Origin of the sequence: Brachybacterium sp. AOP43-C2-M15 (assembly GCF_052446295.1) — a bacterium.
Lineage (GTDB): Bacteria > Actinomycetota > Actinomycetes > Actinomycetales > Dermabacteraceae > Brachybacterium.
The window spans coordinates 377,178-397,595 of the sequence record NZ_JBQSWB010000001.1 but is presented as its reverse complement, the minus strand read 5'-3'; the positions used below and the strand labels follow the sequence as shown (position 1 = coordinate 397,595).

The window sequence follows — 20,418 nt, the reverse complement described above, 5'->3', positions numbered from 1 at the left end:
TCTCCTCGGACCGTGCGGCGATGGTGCGCCCGGTGCGAGGACCCCTTGACGGCGATGACAATTCTCGGAAGGACAACGGCCATGACGCAGAAGCGAGGACTCGGTCGAGGACTCGGTGCCCTGATCCCGGGCGCCGGATCGACCCCTGCGCCTGAGCAGGAGCTTCGTACGCGGACCCGGCCCCCTTCCGAGGGACGATCCGACAGCTCCCGTCCGGTCGACATGTTCTTCTCCGGGGAGACGGCCTCCCGCGAGGAGGAGACGCAGCGTGAACGCGCCGATGCCCGGGACCTCGCCGTCGGCATGGCGCGGGCCGCCGCCGAGCGCCGGGGGCGTGGGAAGTCCTCCTCGTCCGCGAAGAACGGTGGGAGCGCGAGCGGGACGTCCACCAAGAGCACAGGACGGAAGACCGCCGGCAGCACGACGACGAGCTCGGCGACGAAGAGCACGCCTTCGAAGAGCACGCCCACGAAGAGTGCTCCGGCGAAGGGTGAGGAGTCGACGGGTACGGGATCGGCAGGCGCTGCCGAGAGCACGCCCAGGAAGAGCTCGACGAGGAAGGGCTCGACGACGAAGGGGTCCACCGCGAAGAGCGCCGCCGCGAAGAGCACGTCCACCAAGAGCACTGCCGCGAAGTCCACCGCCGCGAAGTCGACCGCGGCGAAGGCGACCGCCGCGAAGAGCACCGCTTCCGACGGGGCGACGGACAGCGAAGCGAACACGACCTCCGCGGACTCGCGGCCCGCGGCACCGACCCGCACCTCGACCGCGGGAGAGCAGAGCCCGGTGGTCGATGTCGAAGCCGTCACGCCGACGGCGACGCGGTCGGCGCCGCCGCGGGCGGAGGAGAGCTCCGAGCGGCCCTCCGAAGGATCCTCCGCGGCCCCTGCGGACGCCGTCGCCCCGAGCGATGCTCCGGTGGACGAGAAGACCTCCGCGGACGAGGCTCCTGCGGACCTGGCTCCCGTCCAGGCACCTGCCGAGGAGAGCCCGACCGGTCGGTCCGCCTCCGCGACGGCACCCGCGGCGTCGGCGCCGGAGGATCCCGGCGCGGCGCAGGCTGAGGATCCCTCGACCCCGGTGCCGTCCGCGCAGTCCCAGGGTCTGGTCAGCGTCCCGGGCGCGGAGTTCGCCGAGATCCCGATCCATGAGGTTCGGGAGAATCCGCGCAACCCCCGCACGATGTTCGACGAGGACGAGCTCGATGAGCTCGCGTACTCGCTGCGCGAGGTCGGTGTCCTGCAGCCCGTCGTGGTCCGCCCGATCCCGGTCACCGAGGACGGGGAGTCCTTCGAGCTGGTCATGGGTGAGCGGCGCTGGCGCGCCGCCCGCCGCGCCGGTCTCCTCTCGATCCCCGCGATCATTCGTGAGACCAGCGACGACGACCTGCTGCGCGACGCCCTGCTCGAGAACCTGCACCGCACTCAGCTGAACCCGCTGGAAGAGGCGAACGCCTACCAGCAGCTCCTCGAGGACTTCGGGTGCACCCAGGACGAGCTCGGGGATCGGATCGGCCGTTCGCGTCCGCAGATCACCAACACCCTGCGCCTGCTGCGTCTGCCGGCACTGGTGCAGCGGCGCCTCGCGAGCGGCGCGATCAGCGCCGGTCATGCCCGTGCCCTTCTCTCTCTCGACGACCCGACGCTGATGGAGGAGCTGGCCCAGCGCATCGTCCAGGAGGGACTCTCGGTGCGCGCGGTGGAACGCCTCGTCGCCCGCGGCGGTGAACAGCAGCCGGCCCGTACCGTGCGTCGCAGCACCTACGACCCGCACGTCGTGGACCTGACGAGTCGTCTCTCGAATCGACTGGAAGCCCCTGTCCGCATCGACGTGGGCAAGCGGAAGGGCCGCGTGACTCTCGAGTTCACGAATCTGGAGGACCTCGAGCGGCTGGTGGAGAACATGGGACTCGATCTTCCGCTCTCGTCGATGGACTCCTCCTCCGAAGGCTGAACCTCAACACCCGCGGGGACGACGGGGCCTGCCAGAGCGGCGGGCCCCGTTTCTGTGCGCCGCGACGGGAGGAGTCGCCGCTCGACGGACCTCGTCATGACATAAGCATGCAGTTCGTCAGAATCGGTGTCGCCGCTGAGATCTGGCGTGCCTCGCGGGGGACGTGCGGACCATTGCGCCTGGTAGGGCCCCTGATGTGCGTCTGTCCACCGTTGTGCACAACTCTGTGGACACCCTGCCTCTGACCGTCCTGTGCCGACGATTCGTCGCCGCTCAGACTGTGTTCCGATGGCCGTGCCCCTCGCCTCGGCGTCCGTCGAGCGCCCACCTTCTGAGGGCGCTCTCTCCGACGGCGGCGTTTCACAGGAAACATGAGAGGCGAGGTGGCGCTCCCCTCCGCCCATCGGGCAGAGGACTGTCGTCGCATCCCGATCTGTCGGGATGCGAGAACGCGCTGGACTCACTGCTCGGGAGCTTGACGGTCGGATGACGCATACGTGCGCGCCCGGCACGGGCCGGTTCCACGTGGAACGCCAGCTCGCCCGTGTCTGTCGCCCCGACCCAGCTGCCCGGGGCGGCGGCCAGATCGCCGTGGCAGAGGGCCCGCGTGACAGCACGGCCAGCTGGGGGTGCCTCCCTCGCCCGTGTTCTCCGTGAAACATCGCCGAGGCGCCGTGGATGGCGGTAGAGGACAGTTCTGCTGTACGACGTCTCAGCGAGTTCTTGGCGTGACGCGCACAGTCTCGGCGTTTCACGTGAATCCAGTGCACGAAGAACACCACGGCATCGCGCCTCGTGGCGCATCCGGACGCCGATCGCGCCGCCGCTCAACGATTCCGCGACACGGGACCCGAGGTTCACTGAACGGGGCACGTCGGCTGGGAACGCGCATCGCAGGATCGGAGTGCGCAGCGGCCGCAGTTCGTCAGCTCGCCGTGAGGGCCGGAACACGGACGGATGTCTGCGCGCCGCTCGGCTGTGCGGCGTTCGGCTGTGCCCCGTTCGGCTGCGTGCGCGGAGGGAGCGGCAGAGAGCAACCTCCCGTGGTGTCGGAAGAGGTTCCACGGGAAACCCGAGGTGCCAGCATCCAACGCTGGTGACCGCGCTACTGTGACCCGGGGAGTTCCTGCGCGCGGGCGAGAGCCGATCGGCTGCCGTGGCACACCGCAGGCACCGACGTTTCGCGTGAAACCCCAAGAATGCTCTGCGTCCACGACAAGTCGGCCAGCGGACGAGGGCGCGGGAGAGCGTCGCGGCGCGTCGCGGCTCGGTCCGCATCATGGTTTCACGTGAATCCCGCGACACGACGCGGCCTCTCTCGATCCCCCATTCGCCGGTCGGAGGGACGGTTCGGCGTCCTCACGAGGACGCATCCCCGATCCCTCGGTCGAGTGCCCGTCACGAGCGTCCTCCGACGGCTTCCGCTCGGCGCGGTCCCCTCCGGGTTTCACGGGAAACCCTCCGGAAGCACGGGCGCGCCGGGCGTGGAGCACCGGTCGGGGGCCTCCGTCCCGGACGTGCTCGCTCCCGGGATCCAGTCCCGCCACGTGCCGGGTATCCCGATGCGTCGTCGGCGAGCTGGACGACGTCGCTGAGTTCCACGGGAAACGTGACATCTGAGGGCCGGAGAGCAGCGGTGTCGGATGCTGCTCTGCGCCCGTCGCACCGTCGACGACGGATGCGCACGCCAGTATGTCGAATGACGTTTCACGACAAACCATCATGACGCTGCCAGGCGCAGAGGCGTGCGGGATGGCGCAGGTCGATGTTGTTTGCCGTGCGCAGAGTACATAAGGCGTCGTGCAGATCCGCTGACAGCGTGCCTGTCCCTCGCCGACATCGGGAACAGGACAGTGCGGCCGCTGTGAGACCGCGCGTTTCACGTGCAACGTGCGCCGAGTCGCTGTATCGACGGACCGAACGAGCACACAGTCTGGACGACGTGCGGCACGAGCGATCGGTGCAGCGGACATTCGGCGGTGCTGTTTCACGCGAAACATCGGCGCTAACCCGGTGGCGCTTCCTGTCAGGCGGACACTCCGGACCCTCTGGCATGCCCTGCGCACCCGGCAGGACTCGGGGCACTTCCTGTCAGATCGACGTTTCACGCGAAACCGGTCCGCTGCGGCTGCGTCCGCCAGCGGGTATCGATCAGCCTCCGTGAACTGCGGGGGAACGTCGGGTGGCCGTGAGAGGAGGCAGAAATCCTGGAAGGGAAGGGGCGGGAGGGTTCATCCTCGGCCCGGCCGACACCGCCCATGCCCGAGGAGCGCAGCCCCGGCGCGTGGGAGAGTCGCGTTCGACGTCGACATCGCTCAGGAGACGCTCCCCTCCTCACGGACGTGTCACGTGGTCGACCGCGGGCGCTCGAGAGCAGTTTGCACAGTGTGCGTAACGTTGTGGAAAAGCCGGGGAGAGGACATGCCGGAGCTCCTGTGCTCCGCCCCGTGCGGAGTGCCGCGAGGCGGGGCGATGCCCCGTCCCACCAGCGGCGACTGGGCATCACTGCAGGTCAGGAGCGAATCGTGGGATGGAGGCTGGAGCGGACCCGGGATCCGTCGTCCACAATCGACTGTGGACAACTATGTGGACAGAGGCGGACACCTCTGTGGACGCATCTGTGGACAACTGTGTGCACGACAGTGTTCCGGCACGTCAGACGGCAGCGTCCCAGATGGTTTGACAGGGCTGCTCGGAGGCCGTCGGACGCGACTGTCGCGAGCCGTCAGAGCCCGGGGCCGAACTCGGCGTCGATCACGTGCTTGGGATGAGCGCCGGTGAGTCGCCGCACCTCGCGCCAGAGCCCCTCGAGCACGAGCGGCTCACCCGCAGGGGTCGCGCCGCGCACGGTCCGGGACCCGAGGGGCCCTGCCTCCGCATCGCTGCCGGACCGCTCGTCCCTCTCGAGCAGCAGCCACGTGGGCAGCACCTCGATGGACCAGGCGTCGAGGGTCTCCTCGGCGGGATCCTCGACGAGCACGGCCGGCCGTGCATCGCCCCAGCGCCGCGAGAGCTCGCGGAGCACGGTCGGTGCAGGGCGCGACGGGCCCGCCCACGGAGCGGTCACCAGGACCAGCGCACGTGCGCCGTCCTGGTGCGCCGCTCTCCGGGAGGGCCTCGGGATCACAGGGCTGCGGCCTCCGCCATGGCATCCTCGGCGTCGAGCCCGGCAGCGGTGTCGGCGAGCCAGCGCTCGGCGTCCAGCGCGGCCTGGCAGCCGGTCCCGGCGGCGGTGATGGCCTGACGGTAGGTGTGGTCGACGACGTCCCCCGCCGCGAACACGCCCGGGACGGAGGTGTGGGTCGAGCGACCGCGGCAGACGATGTACCCTTCGTCATCCAGCTCGAGCTTCCCGCGCACCAGGTCCGTGCGCGGGATGTGCCCGATCGCCTCGAAGACGGCCGACGTGGGCAGCACCCGCTCCTGGCCGGTGACGGTGTCCCGGAGGGTCACGGACTCCACCTTGTCGGTGCCGTTGATGCTCACCAGCTCACTGTTCCAGGCGAAGCCGAGCTTCGGATCGGCCTCGGCGCGCCGAGCCATGATCTTCGAGGCCCGCAGCTCGTCCCGACGGTGCACGAGCGTGACCGACTTGCCGAAGCGGGTGAGGAAGGTGGCCTCCTCCACGGCGCTGTCCCCACCGCCGACGACCACGATCTCCTGGTCCTTGAAGAAGAAGCCGTCGCAGGTCGCGCACCAGCTCACGCCCTTGCCGGAGAGCTGCTCCTCACCGTCGATGCCGAGCTTGCGATAGGCGGAGCCGGTGGTGATGATGAGCGTCCGGGCGCGGTAGACCGTGCCGTCGTCGAGGGTGACGGTCTTGACCTCTCCCTCGAGGGAGAGGTCCACGGCGTCCTCGTAGACGACCTCGGCGCCGAAGCGCTCGGCCTGCTCCTGCATGGCGGTCATCAGCTCGGGGCCCTGGATCCCTGTGGGGAACCCCGGGAAGTTCTCGACGTCCGTCGTGGTCATGAGGGCTCCTCCGGCGTCGAGCGCCCCGGCGATGACGACCGGCTTCATCTCCGCGCGGGCGGTGTACACCGCGGCGGTGTAGCCGGCAGGACCGGAACCGACGATGACGACCTCGTGGACGGTGTCGTCCTGAGCGGACTGCTCGACCGCTGCGGGCGCGCTCTTCGCGGCGGGAGCGGGACCGCCGAGGATGTTGAGGGCCTGGATGGGCTGCGACATGGTGGATGTCCTTCCGTGGGAATGGTCGGGGCGGTCAGCGGGAGGACCGTCGTCAAGTATGGGGCAGTTCGGGACGGGCCGCCGAGCTGCCGTCGGGGGTCACAGGGAGCCGATCATCACGTCCCCGGACCAGAGCCGATTCTCCGCGCGAGCGGCGCCCTCGTCGGCCGTCCCGCAGGCGGGCTGCACCACGATGGCCGAGACGACACCGCCGTTGGCCCGCAGCGTCTCGCGGTCCATCGGCCCGTGCACCAGCAGCCAGCCCGAGGTCTCCTCGCCGCCCCACGCGACCTCCTCCATGATCAGGATCGAATCCGGGATCCCTTGCTCCCGCAGGCACTGGGCCGCGTCGAAGCTCGTCATCGGCTGGATCGTCCCGGTGTCGATCAGCCGCTGCACCTCGTTGCCGAGCGTCGCCTCCGTGACAACGGGAACGCCGGCCGAATTCTTCCCGGAGCCGTTCGCGGAGTCGACCGACGCGGCGGAGGCCCGTGAGCCGGAGGAGGTCGACTGCTCGAGCGCCCCCGCCAGCTGGATCCCCAGCAGCGCCGAGGCGATCAGAGCGACCAGGACCAGCGGGACGGGGATGCCCAGCACCGTCCCGAAGCGCGAACGACGCTCGTCCTCCGGACGGGAGGAGGAGCGTCGTGGCGTCGGGTCACTCATTCGACCTGGATCTCCGCGATGCGGGCGCGGAACCGCCCGTCCTCCCTGCTGTCCGGCGGGAGCTCGGGGATCCACAGCGCGACCTTGTCGGTCTCGAGGGGCTCGGGAGTGTCCAGCCGCAGCTCGCCGTCGGCCACGGATTCGCCGCTGGCGAGCACGTCCCCGAGGGACCCGTCGTCGTTCAGGGCCCGCAGCTCGATCCGTCCGCCGTTGTTCAGCGCAGTGCTGACCGTGACGGTCTTGAGGATCGTGGGCTCGTCGAAGGTCAGGGTGATCCCCACCCCGTCCTTGAGCCCGCCGTACTGCGGGTTCTCGTAATGCTGGGTGGACCAGTAGGTCTCCGGATCGCCGTCGGTCACGCGGTCCAGCTGGTCGGCGTTGTCCACGTTGTCGCTGCCCTGCACGAACAGCTCCGCCTCGGCGATCTCGGGCGGAGGCAGCTCCTCCTCGGTCGCCTCCGCGGTGGGCTCGACCGGAGCCTCGCCGGTGTCCTCCTCGGTGGGGGCGGCCGACGTCGGCGGCTGCGAGGTGGCCAGGGGGTCCGTGACGATGTCCCGCAGATCTCGGGTGATCGAGGTCAGGGCGATCACCAGGGCGATCATCACGACGATCGCACCGCCGATGATGATCCACTGCGACTGCAGCGAGCGCCGTTCCTGGTCGCGCGGGCCCATGGTGAAGGTCTCGGGGGCGTCGGTGTCCACGGCCACGCCGACCACGTCGCGGAGCAGGGAGCTGCGCCCGGCGGGCACGGTGCTCTCCTCGGGAGTCTCCTCGAGCACGGAGCGGTCCCGGCCGTGGACCACGATCGGTCCGTCGCCCTGTGCGGGGGCGAGCGACGCCGTGCGCCCGGTGACGGCCACGGGCTCGGAGGACCGACTGTCCGCGCTGTGGGTGACGGGATGGGACGGCGTGTGCGCGGAATGGTCCGGGGTCGCGGCCGACGAGCGCGCCGAGGTCTCCTCCGGTGGCTGCGTGGCCCGGCCGTCGGATCCCTGCGGGGACCGTGCGGGGGCGAGCGCCGCGGCATCGCCCTGCTCCGGCTCGGCGCTGAGCGGCCAGTGGGTGCCGGACGTGCGTGCGGGGACGTCGTCCCCGGCGGCATCCGCCGCTGCGCCCGCGGCGAGGGCTCCGCCCGCCGCTGCTCCGCCCGCCGCTGCTCCGCCCGCCGCTGCTCCGCCCGCTGCCGCGGAGGGCGACGAGGAGCTCTGCGCAGCGGTGTCGGGCCCGGTGATCTCCAGGTGCCCCGGGAAGGCGCTGCTGGTCCGCTTCTCGGTGAGATGGAGGTCGTCGACCAGCGCCTTCGCCTCGCGCGAGGCGCGGCGGGACTCCTCGGCGGCGGCCCGGGCATCGGCCTCGGCAGCGTGCCGCCGGGCCTCGTCGTGGCCGTCTGCGTCCTGGCCGTCCGCGTCCTGGGCGCCCTCGTCCTGGGGGCTCAGGTCGCCGTCGTCCTCGCTCCGGGTGCCCTCTGCCAGGGCCTTCTCGCCCGCGGTGCCGTAGGCGTACTCCTCCTGGCCCGCCGTGGCCACGAGCCCGGCGGCTCCGGCGGCGCCTGCGGTGCCGATCCCGGCCGCGGGCGGGGCGGCGGCGATCGTGTCCTGCTCGGCGGGCTCACCCGCGGACGAGGCCGCGTCGGCCGCCGGCTCCGCAGCGCGCTCCTCCTCGGTGGGTGCACTCAGGGACGGTTCCTCGGCCTCGGCGCGCTCGATGACGGCCGTCGGCTCCTCGGCCGCCGAGGTGCCGTCGGCCTCCTCGTCGGACCGCGATGACGACCGGGGGTAGGCCTCGAGGGTCACCGGGATCGACTGCCATGGCTCGAGTGCTTCGATCAGCCCGCGGGTGGTCTCGGGGATGTCCTCGCCGGACTCGTTGAGCACCAGGTCGCACAGCAGATCGAGGTCCTGCGGGATCTCGGTGTCCACGACCGACGAGGGCCGCGGAACGGTCCCCGCGGCGTCGTGCTGGGGGCTGCGTCCGGTCAGCGCGCGGTAGAGCAGCGCGACCAGGGCGGCGGTGTCCTGGAACGAGGCCGCCTCACGGGAGCGGTCCAGTCCGGCATGGGCCGCGGCCTCCACCCCGATGCCGAGGATCGACACCGACCCGGAGCGGGTGTCGACGAAGAGACGGTTGGAGTCCAGGAACTGGTGTCGCACCCCGCGGCGCCGCGCCGCCTCGAGGCCTCTCGCGGCCTCGCCGATGATCGAGCGTGCGGTCTCCGGATGCAGCGGTCCCTTGGTGAGCAGGGCGGCGAGCGGGGGTGCGGGCGGCATCGGGTACTCGACCACGGTCGTCGCGCCGCGCGAGCCCGCGGCATCGGCGGTGTCCTCGGCGGTCTCCCGGGGGTCGTCGAGCACGACGATCTCCTGCACGGGCAGCAGGTGCGGGTGCTCCACGAGATAGGCGCGACGGACCGCGTCGGCGGCCTCCAGCGCCGCCTCGCCCCGCACGATGAACAGGACCACGAGCTCCCCGGTGGTGACCGAGCGGGCGCGTCGCCACTCCGCGCCGTCGGCGACGCCGGACAGCGGGATCCGTCCCTCCAGCGTCCACCGGGAGCGCAGTGCATCCTGCTCTGGGTTCGAGTTCACGGACCGTCCTTCTCCTCGTTCGGCGTCGGTGCGCCCGTCACGTGCTCCGCCCATGCTACGAGGTCACCGCCGTCCGGCGACGGGTGACGCGGTGCAGCAGCCGTCGCCCGGTGCCGACCAGCTGCCGCATCTCGGGCACCCGCAGCAGGTAGGCGATCACCGTGAACACGACGACCATCACCCCGCCCACCAGGGCGCCGAGCAGCACGGCGGAGGCGCGATGGGTCCAGAACAGGTCTCCGGCCAGCGCCACCAGCGCAGTTCCGACACCCCAGCTGACCAGGGCGGATGCCGCCAGCTTCGCGAACAGCACGAACCCTGCGGCGGCGCTCGGCGGGACCGCGTCGTGCCGGGCCGCATGGCGCCGCAGCTGCCACATGCCCATCAGCCAGGCCACCAGGTTGCCGATGCTGGTGGCTCCGGCGGCGGCCATGGCCGCGTACATCGGATCGACCGCCGTGAGGATGATCGGCACCGAGATCAGCGTGATCGCCGTGATCGGGATCTGCGCGAGGAAGGGGGTGCGGGCGTCCTCGTAGGCGTAGAACACGCGCTTGATCAGGTACAGCGACGCGAAGGGCACCAGCCCCAGCATGTAGGCGACCAGCACCGTGCCGTTGGCACGGGCCCCGACCTCGTCGGTGCCGCCGCCGATGACCCACATGATCGGACCGGCCAGGGCGACGAACACGGCGGTGCACAGCATCATCGGGACCGCGAGCAGGCGGTTGGTCTCGGCATAGCGGGCGAGGGCGCTGCTGTGCTCGCCGTCCGCCGCATGCCGCGAGATGGCCGGGAAGGCCGCGGTGACCAGGGTGACCGCGATGATCCCCTGCGGGATCATGAAGGCCATGTACGCCCATTCCATGGTCAGAAGCGCCGGATAGCGCGCGGCCAGCTCGGGCTGCCCCTGGTAGTTCTCGGTCATCCGCACCGCACCACCGGTCGCCCAGCGGGAGGCCCAGATGCCGAGCTGCCCGAGTCCGAGCATCGCCAGGGTCCACAGCCCGATCCGGCTGAGCTTGCCCAGTCCCAGGCCGCGCAGCCCCCACTTGGGCCGCAGGCGCAGGTCCAGCTTCTTGACGTACCAGAACAGGAACAGCACCTGGGCGGCCGAGCCGCCCACGTTGATCACGGCCATCGCGACGATCATCGGCATGGTCCAGAGGTTGGGGTCGCCGACGGTCCCCCACAGGCCCAGGAAGATCGCGGCCCCGAGGATGCCGACGAGGTTGTTGATCACCGGCGCCCACTGGTACGGCCCGAAGGAGTCGTGCGCGTTGAGCAGCTGGCCGCACATGACGTACAGCGCCGAGAAGAAGATCTGCGGCATCATCCAATAGCCCAGCTGCACCGCGAGCGCATAGGTCACCGGGGGCAGCACGCCGCTGGTCAGGGTCAGCAGCAGCGGGACCGCGGCCAGGCAGATCGCGGTGATCACGAGCGTCGCGGCAGCCACCAGGGTCATCAGGCGGGAGATGTAGTCGCTGCCGCGGTCCGGGCGCTTCACGGCCCGGACGATCGCGGGCACCAGGATCGCGTTCAGGGTGCCGCCGCCCACCAGCAGCCAGATCGTGTGGGGCAGGGGGTTGGCGGCGCTGGAGGCGTTGGCCGCGGCGGACATCGAGCCGCCGAGGATCGCGCCGACCAGGAAGGTCCGCACGAAGCCGAGCAGGCGCGAGACCAGCGATCCGCTGGCCATGAGCACGCTCGCCTGCAGCAGTGCGGAACGGCTGGAGGGGGTCCCCTGGCGGCGGTGACGAGGGACGTGATGGACCTGGCGGGCAGTGCTCATCGGCGCTCCTCCTCAGTGGTGTCGGGTCCGGTGGTGTCGGGCGCAGCGGTGTCGGACGGCGGGTCGGTCTCGGTCTCGGGATCCGGTGAGGGCTCCGACGAGGGATCGGGCGAGGGATCGGGCGAGGGCTCCGCCCCGTGGTCCGCCTCCGGCTCTGCGGCGCTGCGCTCGGCCCACACCCCCTCCGCCGCCCGGGTGTCGAGGGTCGAGCGTCCGGTGCGGGCCAGCTCCTCGGGGTCCTCGGGGCCGTGGATCGCGGGGGCCCGGGTGCTGGAGCCGACGCGGCGGGCGCGGGCCACGCCGACGACGACCAGCAGGCCCATCGCGATCACCAGCACCAGGGTGGTCCAGTTCTCCCAGGACGGGTTGACGGTCAGCGGCACGTCCACCGGATCGGTGAGGGACCGGCCGTCCTCGGTGGAGACCACGGTGGTCAGCGTGACCGACCCGTTCGCGATGGCCTCCACGTCGACCGAGGCGTCGATCTGTCCGCGGGCCGGCACCTCCACCACCGTCGGGTCGCCGATCCGCACCAGAGGCTTGTCCGAGGTGACCGCGATCCGCACGCGGATCGGGGTGTCGAGGTCGTTGTTGATCGTGATCGGGACGCTCACCGCGTCGGAGATGACGTTGTACCCGGAGGCCGGCACCACCTGGATGCGGCTCCGCAGCTCGGCCGTGAGATCGGCGGTCTCCTGCGCTCGGCCGGCCGGGACCTCCGGCAGGCCGCGCCAGCGCAAGGAGGTCCCGGTGAGGATCTCGAGCCGCGGCGCGTCCAGCGGCGAGTCGACCTCCATGGCCGCCGAGAGCGTGTCCACCTGCCGCCAGGAGTCCTCGAGCGCGGAGAGCGACTCGGGGGCGAGCAGCTCGGGGCGCCGGACCTCGTCGAGGTGCTCCCAGCGCCCGTCCTGCCCGCCCGCGCTCGGATGCACGTCCCCGGCGGTGATCCTGCCCAGGGCGAACAGCTCCTCGCCGTCGCTGCGCGGATCGGAGGTCCACTGCTGATGATCGGCGGCGTCCAGCAGGGCGCTGGTGCGGCCGTCGACGATCCAGGGTGCCTCTCCCAGCGCGTCCAGGGCGGCGCCGGCCGCCTCCGGGTCGAGCACCGTCTCGGGCGACGGGGAGATCAGCATGTGCCGGGGCGCGGTCGTGTACTCGGAGGCGATCGTGGCGGTCTCCGCGAGCAGCCGCTGCTGCGTCTGTTCGGTGTCGGAGTCGCCGGTGAGCAGGGAGAACTCGGCAGAGAGCTCCGGATCCGGGGCGAGCAGCGCGAGCTGCGACCCCTCGGACTCCGTCGAGGAGTACACCCCCACCGAGCTGGGGGTGACGTCCGCGGCGGGGTCCGGGCGCAGGGAGCTGGAGGGCACGATCGCGGTGGAGCCGCCGGAGCGCAGCACGTCCTCGAAGGCCGGGGCCTCGGCCGCGGGGCCCTCGATCTCCTGCGCCGCTCCGCGCGGTGAGATGCCGAGGTCCGACCATGCCTGGTTCCCGCGGTCCCGGACCACGCCGGCGAGGTCCTCCGCCTCCGCCCGGTCCAGGCTGACGGTGTCCGCCTGGGCGTAGGGCATCGAGAGCACCGTGCGGTCCCCGACGGACTCGTCGAGCAGGTCCGCGAGCTCGGCGGAGGTCGCGTCGGGCGCGTACTCGCGCACCGGCTGCGGAGCGTCCTCGTCGTCCTCGTCGGGCTCCGTCACCCCGTCGGGCAGCGGGACGGGCATCAGCGGCGGGTCGAGCAGCGCGGGATCCAGCCACCAGTCCACGTCCTCGCGCGGGGCGAGCTCGCGCACCGCGGCGAGCCGACCCGACTCGGAGGACTCGGCGAACCCCTCGGGGTCCGTCGCGACCGCCGAGGCGTCGTCCGCAGCGAGCGGCAGCAGCACGGACTGGGTGATCGTCTCGTCGACGTCGTCGGGGCGCCACACCACGAAGGTCCGGAGGGTGGCCAGCGGCTCCTCCTCGGAGACCACCGTGAGGGCGAGACGACGGGTCCCCCAGTAGTAGGGCTCCTCGGAGTAGTCCAGCTCCTCCGCGTCGACCCGGACGGTGAGCACGGCGGACTCCCCGGGAGCCAGCTCCTCCTGCACCTCCGAGCTCTCGAGGGCGGCGCCGGCGGAGGTCGGGGTGGTGTCCGACTGCCAGTCGGCCAGCACCGAGCGGTCCGTGACCCGTGCGGTGCGGGTGCGCAGCTCGAGGGCGAGGGCCGACAGCGGCTCGGACGAGGTGTTCGTCACCTCGAGCTGCGCCTCGAGCGTGCCGCCCGGGGCCAGCGAGGTGGGCGTCAGGGAGACGAGATCCATGCTCACCGGCGCGTCGTCGGGCGTCTCCGGGGGTGCGGCGGGTGCTCCGGCGGGCACGGCGCCGCCGTCCGCACGGGCGGCAGGAACGAGGGTCGCCGGACCGCTCACCAGCACTGATGAGGCCATGACCAGTGCCGTCAGCAGCGCCGCGAGCACCGGGCGCACGGACGGCGGGGACGACGGCATGGTGACACTGTAAGCGGCCGCTACCGTAGAAGGGCTGAGGGTGCACGAGACCTCTACATCGCGATCTGCTGCATCGCGATCCTCCTCGCGAGCACATCGCCCCCAGCCCCGGACCCGCCCCAGGACAGGACCCCCCGTGACCGACCCCGTCGACGACACCGCCGAGACCGCCGGCCGGCTCGAGACCGCCCGCACCCGGGCGGCCTCGATGTTCCGGGCGCTGCCCGAGGAGATCCACGCGCTGGGACGGATGTTCGCGGCCGCCGGCCACGAGCTGGCCCTGGTGGGCGGACCGGTCCGCGACGCGGTGCTCGGCCGGTCGAGCGCCGACCTCGACTTCACCACCACTGCGCGCCCCGAGGACACCGAGACGATCCTTCGGGAGTGGACGCGCGACGGGGCGATCTGGGACATGGGTCGCGAGTTCGGAACCCTCGGCGGGGTGCGCGACGGCGTGAAGGTCGAGATCACGACCTATCGCACGGAGTCCTACGACCCGACCAGCCGCAAGCCGCAGGTCGCCTACGGGGACACCCTCGAGGGGGACCTGTCCCGGCGGGACTTCACCGTCAACGCGATGGCGGTGCGGCTGCCCTCGCTCGACCTCGTCGACCCCTTCGACGGGCTCGCCGACCTGGCGCGCACCGTGCTGCGCACCCCCGTCGGCCCCCAGCAGTCCTTCACCGACGACCCGCTGCGCATGATGCGCGCGGTCCGGTTCGTCTCCCAGCTCGGCTTCCGCATCGAGGATGCGACGGCCGACGCGATCGAGGAGCTCTCCGAGCGCATCACGATCGTCTCCGCCGAGCGGGTGCGCGAGGAGCTGGTCAAGCTCATGCTCGGCGCCCATCCCCGCGGGGGCCTCGAGCTGATGACCGAGCTCGGTCTGGCCGCGCACGTGCTCCCCGAGCTGCCGGCCCTGCAGCTCGAGATCGACGAGCACCATCACCACAAGGACGTCTACCAGCACACCCTCACCGTGCTCGACCAGGCGATCGACCTCGAGAGCCCCGCCGGGTCCGACGGTCCCTGCGCGCGCCCCGACCTGGTGCTGCGCCTCGCGGCGCTCATGCACGACGTGGGCAAGCCGGCCACCCGCCGTTTCGAGGCGGGCGGCGCGGTCACCTTCCGCTTCCACGAGACGGTGGGCGCGAAGATGACGGCGCGGCGGATGAAGGCGCTGACCTTCGACAAGGACACCACCAAGAAGGTCGCCCGACTCGTCGAGCTGCACCTGCGCTTCCACGGCTACGTGGACTCCCCGTGGACCGACTCGGCGGTGCGCCGCTACGTCACCGACGCCGGGGACCTGCTGCAGCACCTCCACCGCCTCACCCGCGCCGACGTCACCACCCGTAACCGGCGCAAGGCCCGCACCCTCGCTCGCGCCTACGACGACCTCGAGGCCCGCATCGACGCCCTCGCCGAGCAGGAGGAGATCGGCAGGATCCGCCCCGACCTCGACGGCAATCGCATCATGGAGATCCTCGACCTCGCCCCGGGCCGCGAGGTGGGCGAGGCCTACAAGCATCTGCTCGAGCTGCGGATGGAGCACGGGCCCCTCGGAGAGGAGCGCGCCGAGCAGGAGCTGCGCCTCTGGTGGGAGTCGCGCAGCGGGTCCTGACGAGCGCGGATGAGAAGATCCTGTGCACGCCGACGGCGGTGCGCTCCGCGCAGTGTGAGCGGGACCGCACGGGAGGTGCACACCCTGTGTGCTTCACCGCCAGGTCGTTCCGTCGGAGGCCCCCTCGTGCCCATACTGAGGGGCTGGGTGTCCGTGCACCCGCGCCCGTCCGTGCCCCCGAAGGACCAGGAGCAGCCATGAGCGATTCCCGACGCTCCTCCCGCGGCTCGTCGGATCGATCGAGTCGATCGACGAGCGGTGGAGCCCGTCGTGCCGCCGGTGTGCGGCGCGCGCCCTCCTCGAAGTCCTCCGGCAAGGCCCCCGCCCCCAAGGGCACCAGCCGCACCGGTCGCTCCGGCGCGACCGGCCCCCAGAAGTCCGGCGCCCAGAAGTCCGGTGCCCGGACGCCGGGCGCGGCGACCTCGGGCGCCGCGAAGCAGCCCAGCAGGCGCACCTCGGTCAGCGCCCGGCACGCCGGCGTCGCCGCCGGCGCCGCTGCAGGACGCGGCAGGAAGAAGAAGGCCGCCGCCACGAACTTCCTCAACTACCCGCGCGCCGGGGCGCGGAACCCCTGGCGCTGGATCCCCTCGCTGCGGATGGTCGTCGGCGCCATGGCGCTGATGGTGCTGGCGGGCCTCGGCTTCGCGGCCTGGATCTACAACGACACCGAGGTGCCCGAGCCGTCGGACTTCGCCCTCGCCCAGACCTCCCGCGTCTACTTCGCCGACGGCGAGACCGAGATGGGCCAGTTCAGCGAGGTCAACCGCACCGAGCTGCCGGCGGACGAGATCCCCGACAACGTCAAGCAGGCGGTGGTCGCGAGCGAGGACGCGAGCTTCTACGAGAACCGGGGCGTCTCCCCGCGCGGCGTGCTGCGCGCCATGGTCAACAACCTCCAGGGCGGCGCCCGCCAGGGCGGCTCCACCATCACCATGCAGTACGTGGAGCGCTACTACACCGGCACCGAGACCTCCTACGTGGGCAAGGCCAAGGAAGCCGTGATGGCCCTGAAGATCGACCAGGAGCTCAGCAAGGACGAGATCCTCTCGCGCTACCTCAACACGATCTACTTCGGGCGCGGCGCCTACGGCGTCCAGGAGGCCTCCCAGGCCTACTTCGACAAGGACGCCGCCGACCTCACCGACGCCGAGGCGGCGCTGCTGGTGGCCGTGATCCCCAGCCCTTCGACCTACGACCCGGTCAACGATCTCGAGCGCTCCACCGGGGTGTGGGACCGCGTGATCACCCGGCAGGTCGGCGAGGAGCAGCTGACCCAGCAGGAGGCCGAGGATCTCGAGTTCCCCGAGACCGTCGAGCCCTCGACCGAGAACTCCCTCGGCGGCACCAACGGGTACCTGCTCGCGCAGGTGCGCAGCGAGCTGATCGCGGAGGGCTTCACCGAGGACGAGATCAACACCGGCGGCTTCACGATCGTCTCCACGATCGATCCCTCGATCCAGGAGAACACCGTCCAGGCCATCGACAACCTGCCGGACGACCGGCCGGAGAACAACCGCGTCGGCACCGTGACGATCGACCCCGAGACCGGTGCGATCCGCGGCATGTACGGCGGTCCGGACTACGTCTCCCAGTCGCAGAACGACGCCACCCAGTCCCGGATGCAGGCGGGATCGATCTTCAAGACCTTCACCCTGATCGCGGCCCTCGAGGACGGCTTCCCGCTGGACTCGCGCTGGGACGGCAACTCGCCGAAGACCTTCCGCGGCGGCTGGGAGGTCAACAACTTCAACAACATCGACTACGGGCGCGTGAGCCTCGGGACGGCGACCACCAACTCGATCAACACCGCCTTCGCGGAGCTGAATCTCGAGATCGGGCCGGAGCGCACCCAGGAGACCGCGATCTCGCTGGGCCTGCCCGAGGAGACCCCCGGCCTGACCGCCGACGCCTCCAACGTGCTGGGCTCCGCCTCCCCGACCGTCACCGAGATGGGCGAGGTCTACGCGACCATCGCCGCCGGCGGCGTGCACCGCGACGCCTTCATCATCGAGTCCGTGACCCGGCCCGACGGGTCCTCCCGCTACGAGCACGAGGTCGAGGAGACCCAGGCGATGGACGAGGAGGTCGCGATCAACGCGACCGTCGCCCTGCAGGGACCGCCCACCGAGGGTTCGGCGCGCTCGCTGCAGAACGTCATGGAGGGCCGTCCGGTGGCGGGCAAGACCGGCACCTCCGAGCGCTTCCGCTCGGCGTGGTTCGTCGGCTTCACGCCGCAGCTGGTCACCGCGGTGGGCATGTTCCAGCCCGGCGAGGACGGGTCCGAGGAGGTCCTCACCCCCTTCGGCGGTGTGGAGAACATGACCGGCGGCGGCCACCCCACGACCATCTGGGGCGACATCATGTCCGCGTCCCTGGCGGGCGAGGAGTACCTCGACTTCCCCGAGGAGGTGCAGCTCGAGAACGAGACCCGCGAGCGCAGCACCCCGTCCCCGCAGCCCACCCAGGCCCCGCCGCCCACGCAGGAGCCGGAGCCCACCGAGGAGCCCTCGGAGGAGCCGAGCGAGGAGCCGTCGGAGGAGCCCAGTGAGGAGCCGTCGGAGGAGCCCAGTGAGGAGCCGTCGGAGGAGCCCACCGAGGAGCCGTCGGAGGAGCCCAGCGACGACCCTTCCGATGACCCCACGGACGAGCCCAGCGACGAGCCGACCGACGGCGACGACGGCAACGAGGGCGACGACGGCAACGAGGGCGATGGCACCGAGGGCGACGGCAACGAGGGCGACGGTGACGGCGACCCCGATGCGCAGGGCGGACGCGCCGGCCGCGAGGAGAACGACTGACGGCTCCGGCCGTGATCGCCGCGGAGCTCCGGCGGGACCCCCACGGTGGTGCCGCGTCGCCGGGGATGACACCATCGGGGTCATGCGATGCGAACAGTGTGGAGGAAAGATCCGCGGCACGGCGTACACCTCGGTGACCGGGCGCCGGCTGTGCCAGCGCTGCGGGACCCGGCTGAAGGGACGCACCGCAGGGGTCATGGCCGGCGGTGGCGTCGGCGGCGGCCGCGCCACCGGCGGCTGGTACGCCCGCGTCAGGAAGGCGATGGGGAGGGGCTGAGGACCCGCTCCCACCAGGCCAGCACCGCGTCGAGGCGCTCCACGCGGTGGCGGGGCCGACCCGAGCGGGTCAGCTCGTGGTCCTCGCCGGGGAAGATCAGCATCTCGGTCTCCACCCCGGCGCGCCGGAGCGCCGTGTAGTAGCGCGTGCCCTGCTCGAGCGGGCAGCGGAGGTCCTGCTCCGAGTGGATGACCAGCGTGGGCGTGCGCACCCGGTCCGCGACGGCGAAGGCGCTCCGGCGGGCGATGTCCTCGGCGGAGCTGCCGATGTACTCGTCCCCGAAATAGCTGCCGATGTCGCTGGTGCCCTGGAAGCTCAGCGGGTCCAGGAATCCCCGCTCGACGATCGCGCCGCGGAAGCGGTGGTCGTGGGCGATGATCCAGGCGGTGAGGTAGCCGCCGTAGGAGCCGCCCATGATGCCGAGGCGCTCCCCGTCCAGCCGCGGGTCTGCCGCGAGCGCTCCCTCGAGCAGGTCGATGACGTCCTCGTGGTCCACGGTGCCGAAGGCCCGGCGCACCGCCCGGCCATGGGCCCGCCCGTAGCCGGCCGAGCCGCGCGGGTTGCCGTGCACGACCGCGTATCCGGCCGCGACCAGGGTCTGCACCTCGTCGAACACCGAGATGCCGAAGGCGGCATGGGGACCGCCGTGGATCATCAGCAGCGTCGGGAAGGGCCCGTCGCCCGCGGGTGCGGCGACCCAGCCGTGCACCGGATGTCCCGAGCGGCCGACGACCTCGAGCTCCCGCGGCGCGACCAGCCCGCACGAGCGCAGCTCCTCGTGCGGGTCCCACAGGACGCGCGGCGCCTCGCCGGCGCGCACCTCCAGCAGCGCACCGGCCGAGTCCGGGGTGCCGACGGTGGCGAGGGCGGTGCCGCCGGCGTGCGCGCCGCCGCCGGCGACCGCGACCTGCTGCACCTCGACCTCCCCGTCCAGCGCCGTGGAGACCGCGCCGTCGACGCCGATGCGCAGCAGGTGCACACGGCCCCGCCGCGGCGCGGTCACGAGCACGGACTCGCCGTCCGCGACCAGGGGTCCGGTGATCTCGAGCTGCTCGGGGTCCGTCAGGCGCCGCGGGCCCTCGGCCTCGAGCAGCCACACCGCCACGTCGGGGGCGACGGAGTCCCGGCCGTCACCGGGCCGGGAGGCCAGCAGCACGAGGGTGCCGTCCCCGAGGACGGCCAGGTCGCGGATCCGCAGCCCGTCCTCCCGGGTCAGCAGCACCGTCTCCTCCCCGCCGTCCAGCGGCACCGAGACCAGCTCCGTGCGCAGGTCACGGCGCTCCGACTCGTACGCCTCGCGCACCACGAGGACGGCGGCGCCGTCGGCGGTGGGCGCGAGGGGGCCGTGCTCGGCGAGGGCGACGGTGAGTCGCCGGGTCGGGGCGGGGACCACAGGGGTGGGCTCGACGTCCTCGGTGGGGTGCGGGGCGGCCGGGTACAGCGGCTCGCCGTCCACCGGCGTCGCCTCGACGACGTGCACCTGGGTGGGCCGGTCGAGCACGTATCCGGTCCCGTTGGCGTGCCAGCGGGGGCCGGTGATCCGCCGCGGCGACTCCGCGGCGGGTTCCAGCCCTTCGACGCTCCCGTACCGCCCGGGCTCCGGCACCCGCGAGGTGAGCACCAGCTGCGTGCCGTCCGGTGTCCAGGCGAAGGACGCGACGCCGAGCAGCTGATCGGTGAGCCGCAGCGGCTCTCCGCCGCGGGCGTCGAGCAGGTGCAGCTGGCGGCGTCCCCGCTCGTCCGGCCGCAGGAACGCGATCGTCGTGCCGTCGGGGGAGAGCCGCGGGGCGGTGTCGGCGATGCCGCGGGTGAGGCGGCGCGGCGGGGTGCCGGGGGCGTCCAGCTCGATCCTCCACAGCTGCCCGACGGCGCGGTCCGCGCGCAGATCGGGCCGGGAGGCGGCCAGGACCGCGAAGGATCCGTCGGGGGCGGGCGCGGGACGGGAGAGCGAGGTCAGCAGCTGGATGTCGAGGGGGTCCACGAGCGCACGCTATCAAGGCGGGCGGGGGCCGCCTCCCCACGGTTCACACAGCTGGACTATGG

The 20,418-nt window shown here is 71.9% G+C and carries 10 protein-coding genes; 3 read left to right on the top strand and 7 right to left on the bottom strand.

The window, feature by feature from the left end:
- Positions 1-81: 81 nt before the first annotated feature.
- Positions 82-1,953: a ParB/RepB/Spo0J family partition protein gene (locus ACT3SP_RS01790; RefSeq protein WP_444585517.1), complete on the top strand. Its 1,872-nt coding sequence runs from the start codon at positions 82-84 to the stop codon at positions 1,951-1,953.
- Between the two features lie 2,725 nt (positions 1,954-4,678).
- On the opposite strand, the gene ACT3SP_RS01785 is transcribed toward ACT3SP_RS01790, so the two are convergent.
- The 6 genes from ACT3SP_RS01785 to ACT3SP_RS01760 form a co-directional block, all read right to left on the bottom strand.
- Positions 4,679-5,020, bottom strand: coding sequence for a hypothetical protein (locus ACT3SP_RS01785; protein WP_444585516.1), 342 nt, complete (start codon positions 5,018-5,020; stop codon positions 4,679-4,681).
- Between the two features lie 56 nt (positions 5,021-5,076).
- Positions 5,077-6,144 (bottom strand): thioredoxin-disulfide reductase, encoded by a 1,068-nt coding sequence (trxB, locus tag ACT3SP_RS01780; protein WP_444585515.1) that lies wholly within the window; start codon positions 6,142-6,144, stop codon positions 5,077-5,079.
- A gap of 99 nt (positions 6,145-6,243) precedes the next feature.
- Entirely contained in the window at positions 6,244-6,810 is a 567-nt protein-coding gene (locus ACT3SP_RS01775; protein ID WP_444585514.1) for a hypothetical protein, read from the bottom strand.
- On the bottom strand, positions 6,807-9,398 hold the full coding sequence (locus tag ACT3SP_RS01770; RefSeq protein ID WP_444585513.1) for a hypothetical protein: 2,592 nt from the start codon (positions 9,396-9,398) through the stop codon (positions 6,807-6,809). Before ACT3SP_RS01770 ends, ACT3SP_RS01775 begins: the two co-directional genes overlap by 4 nt.
- Before the next feature lie 55 nt (positions 9,399-9,453).
- A complete protein-coding gene (gene murJ, locus ACT3SP_RS01765) occupies positions 9,454-11,193 on the bottom strand; it encodes a murein biosynthesis integral membrane protein MurJ (RefSeq protein WP_444585512.1) in 1,740 nt (579 codons plus the stop codon).
- Positions 11,190-13,676 carry a DUF6049 family protein gene (locus tag ACT3SP_RS01760; RefSeq protein ID WP_444585511.1) on the bottom strand — a complete coding sequence of 829 codons (2,487 nt, stop codon included), beginning with the start codon at positions 13,674-13,676 and terminating at the stop codon, positions 11,190-11,192. The genes murJ and ACT3SP_RS01760 overlap by 4 nt, the downstream gene beginning before the upstream one ends.
- 208 nt (positions 13,677-13,884) lie before the next feature.
- Between ACT3SP_RS01760 and ACT3SP_RS01755 the strand changes: the two genes are divergently transcribed.
- Positions 13,885-15,300, top strand: a complete 1,416-nt coding sequence (locus ACT3SP_RS01755) for a CCA tRNA nucleotidyltransferase (RefSeq protein ID WP_444585558.1) — start codon at positions 13,885-13,887, stop codon at positions 15,298-15,300.
- 197 nt (positions 15,301-15,497) lie between these two features.
- A complete protein-coding gene (locus ACT3SP_RS01750; RefSeq protein WP_444585510.1) occupies positions 15,498-18,098 on the top strand; it encodes a transglycosylase domain-containing protein in 2,601 nt (866 codons plus the stop codon).
- A gap of 251 nt (positions 18,099-18,349) precedes the next feature.
- Here the strand turns inward: ACT3SP_RS01750 and ACT3SP_RS01745 are convergent, their stop codons facing one another.
- Positions 18,350-20,356 carry a S9 family peptidase gene (locus ACT3SP_RS01745; RefSeq protein ID WP_444585509.1) on the bottom strand — a complete coding sequence of 669 codons (2,007 nt, stop codon included), beginning with the start codon at positions 20,354-20,356 and terminating at the stop codon, positions 18,350-18,352.
- Positions 20,357-20,418: the final 62 nt, after the last annotated feature.